The organism is Mesorhizobium sp. M0848 (assembly GCF_040319805.1).
GTDB lineage: Bacteria > Pseudomonadota > Alphaproteobacteria > Rhizobiales > Rhizobiaceae > Mesorhizobium.
This window is the reverse complement of sequence record NZ_JAMYOM010000066.1, coordinates 1-3,445: the sequence shown is the minus strand read 5'-3', so window position 1 is coordinate 3,445 and position 3,445 is coordinate 1. Positions and strand designations below refer to the sequence as shown.

Here is a 3,445-nt window from a genome sequence, read left to right as displayed (position 1 = left end):
GTGCCATCGCTGCTATGCCGACTGCGGCAATTCCCCTCAGGATTGCGCGTCTCAAGGGCCCATTTCTGGTTTCGTCATGTTTCCATTCATCCATCTGCAGTTTCTCCCAGCTCACGTTTTGTTTCACACTAGTCCCACCAAAAAGGGATCGTGAGACTACCGTTCATGTCCATGCGTTCACATGCATCGTGATGCGGCAGTTCCACTCGTCAAGCAGGTTTCGCCCCCCGATATCCTTGGGCTGTCCAGCTCAACCGACCACTCCAGTGCCCGCTTCTAAAATGTAGCAGCATAAATCGACCGCTTTGCGCGAACCAACCCCTCTGAACGCAGGAAATCGGCGTATTCTCGCTGTGTTCGCACGAAAGCCGACGATTAGCGGGAGTGTGGGGGTTGCACTCTACGGTGATCAATGGAAATTGTGAGATACCTGCGTGGCACACCTCAAGCCACGAGCGTGTTCTCTACGAGCTTGATCCAGAACGATGTCCCGTACAGAATCGCTTGGTCGCTGAAATCTAGGCAGCGTGATGCAAGCCAGCGCTGTCGCCATTCCGCCATTCCCGCACCAGACGAACGCACCGCGTCGCCCTTGCGCCATATAGGAGAAATCTTCCTCACCCAAGATGGGCGGGGTCTCAAGCACATTATCTTCACCGGCCACGTCCTTCGCCGCCCTGATCGCAGGCTCGGTCTGCATCGCATGAAATCGAGGGCGACCGCCGGAACGTTGAATTCTTTCAGCGGATCCGGCTCGGACTCGCGGCGTTCGCGGAGAGGAAACAGGACGCCGGCAGCGGCAATGAACAACAGGGCTCCTGCGGAGCCCTCCAGCGCCCAGGTCAAGGAATTGTTCTGGGCAACCGTACGCCACACCCACTGCCGGCCGCCATCCCGCCATCTGCCAAAGGACAACGAATCGAGATGGTGCGCCCCACGACCCATCGCGGACTTGCCAGCTGCACACTCGCGCCAAGCCCGGACCAGGCGATGACCCAACCCGCGCCACCCAACGCAAGTGCGATTGCCGCCACCACCAGCGATGATATCAACCCAAGGGAAAGGGAGCAGGCCGCGCGAGCGAGACATGAGAGCTGAGATGCAGCCGAAGACAGCGCTTCTGTGGTTGCCGCCCGGAGTGCAAGAGTTTTCTGGCCGTCATGTGCTGTGATCGAGTGCGGTCTTCTGTCAGGCCTCAAAGGTGCGGCCTGTCTGGCGCCGCGGGCCGGTATGGTGATCGAGCTCTGAGCTCCAAGAGCTGTACTGGTTTGCCTAACCCCGATCTGTTCGATCATTTGCCATTCGGGTCGTCGCCTTCTCACACCCAGTCACGGGTATCTTTCGGCCCCTATCTGCTCAGGCAGAAAAGCTTGCCGCCGGTCCCCTGTAGTCTTCGCCTTTCGTCAGCATGGCCCATATCCCGCGAGCCATCTTATTGGCGAGCGCAATGGCCACCAGCATCTTCGGTTTCCTTTCTGTCATTCGCGCCAGCCAAGTGTCGGGACGGATCGCTTTGCCGCCGAGCCAGTTCAACCGCGTCATCGCACCAATAATCAACAACCGGCGAATATCGATCTGCCCGGCCTTGGAGACACGCCCAAGCCTGTCCTTTCCTCCGGAAGAATGCTGACGCGGAACAAGGCCGAGCCAAGCCGCGAAATCGCGCCCGCATTTGAAGCTTTCCATTGCAGGCGCAAACGCCTCGACTGCCAATGCGGTCAACGGACCAACGCCGGGCATTGTCTGGAGACGGCGCGCCATGTCGGCTTCGGACGCAAGTTCCTTTGCCTTCTTCGTCCTGGCATCGATCTTGCGAGTCAGATCAGCAATCTGCTCGACCAGGTCGAGGCATTCCTCCCGCACCAGCTTCGGAAGGTCACTGTTAGGCGCTTCCGCAATTTCCTGCATACGGGACAGTTGAACCATCCCTCGGGGCACAATGTGCCCATATTCGTAGAGAACCGCACGCAGCGCATTCACCATTTCAGTGCGCTGTCGAACAAGGCGTTCTCTTGCCCGGAACAACACTGCTCTGGCCTGCTGAGCCTCCGACTTCGGTTCGACGAAACGCATTTCTGGTCGCTGCGCAGCAATCACAATAGCTTCGGCATCCGCCGCATCATTCTTCTGCCTCTTCACGAAAGGCCGAACATATTGTGGGGCAATCAGCTTCACCTCGTGGCCAAGACTTGCCATCTCCCGTGCCCAATAGTGGGCGCTGCCACAGGCTTCCATGATCACTATCGCCGGCGGCTGCTCAGCCATGAACTGCCGGAACTGCTGACGCGACAACTTCCTGCGAAACCGCACTTGCCCTGTCAGCGACGCTCCATCAATCTGGAAAACTGCCTTTGCCAGATCAATGCCGATCATCGTATCTTTCATCGCGGTTGCCGTCCTCTCTGCTGGTGGGGTCACCCACTATTTTGGCACATTCGATGCCGTCTGAGGTGGGCGGCAACCACCCCATCTTGTTCCGAAGCCGGCCATGAGCGTTCCAAACGCGAGCGGTCCTCCTCCCAGCCGATTAGCGGCAGAAGCGCGACTATGGCGATGCTTGCCAGGCCAAAGAGGGTTCCGCGCGCGATCGCCGCCTTGATTTCCGAAGACATCGCTGTGAAGCGCAGCCCATCTCGATTCGCGCGGGAGAGGCGGAGACCGAACCTTCCACTTGCAACGCCAAATGGTGCCCATTGGAACCAGATATGTGATTGTGGTCAGGCCAAAAGCCGTCAGAAGTCCGAACGAGGCACCCAGGATGCCGCCGAGCGCCGGCCTACGGTCCGGCCAGTGTTGAAGCCGAAGGAGAGGAGGGTGACGGCAGCGGGAACCGTCACGCCGATCAACAATGTCGCTGACTGACGCCTGCCAGGCAGGATCCTTGAGAGCACCACCGCATGCGACCAAGAAGCTGAAGCCGAGAATCGACCAGGGGGCTATAAGCCCAAGCGCTACAAAAACGGTCAGCATTGCAGATGCCAGTACCGCCATAAGGCACCGACCAGCGAACATGACCCTGCGACGACTGAATCAGCGATGGCACCGGCGAAGACAGATAAGATGAAGGCGGTAGGTTCGATGCTGCACCGTGCAACCATCAAATGGGAAGTCGAGATTGTTGCCATCAGCCAGCTAATGGCAACAGTCTACACCAGCCAGCCGAGGAGGAGACTTGAGAGGCCAGCCAGATAGAGCGAAACGTCGAATTCCTGAGCGGCGCAATTGCCGGTGGCGAAATTGGATCCGCGTCTCCGCCCGCCACCGTGCTCATTCAATCTGACTCTTGCTTATGTTCCATTGAGCGGGACGCGCTGTTACGCATCGACCTCGAGGTCGCTGGTCGTTTCGGTGGGGTTTTTTTCCATACTGCTCTGCACAGCGCCAATGCTCTCGCGAACAATTGATAGACCACGACGCAGGTCAGCCTCAGTGATGGTGAGAGCCA

1 protein-coding gene and 3 pseudogenes are annotated in these 3,445 nt (G+C 58.5%); all 4 read right to left on the bottom strand.

All coding sequences use genetic code 11. From position 1 onward, the window contains the following. Positions 1 to 444: 444 nt before the first annotated feature. Positions 445 to 706: pseudogene (locus NKH95_RS33240) on the bottom strand (M20/M25/M40 family metallo-hydrolase); the annotation flags it as partial. Positions 707 to 762: 56 nt separating this feature from the next. Further along, positions 763 to 1,295 (bottom strand): annotated as a pseudogene (locus tag NKH95_RS33235) (MFS transporter); the annotation flags it as partial. Between the two features lie 61 nt (positions 1,296 to 1,356). After that, positions 1,357 to 2,385 (bottom strand): IS110 family RNA-guided transposase, encoded by a 1,029-nt coding sequence (locus NKH95_RS33230; RefSeq protein WP_352894589.1) that lies wholly within the window; start codon positions 2,383 to 2,385, stop codon positions 1,357 to 1,359. Between the two features lie 29 nt (positions 2,386 to 2,414). Beyond that, positions 2,415 to 2,970 (bottom strand): annotated as a pseudogene (locus NKH95_RS33225) (MFS transporter). Positions 2,971 to 3,445: the final 475 nt, after the last annotated feature.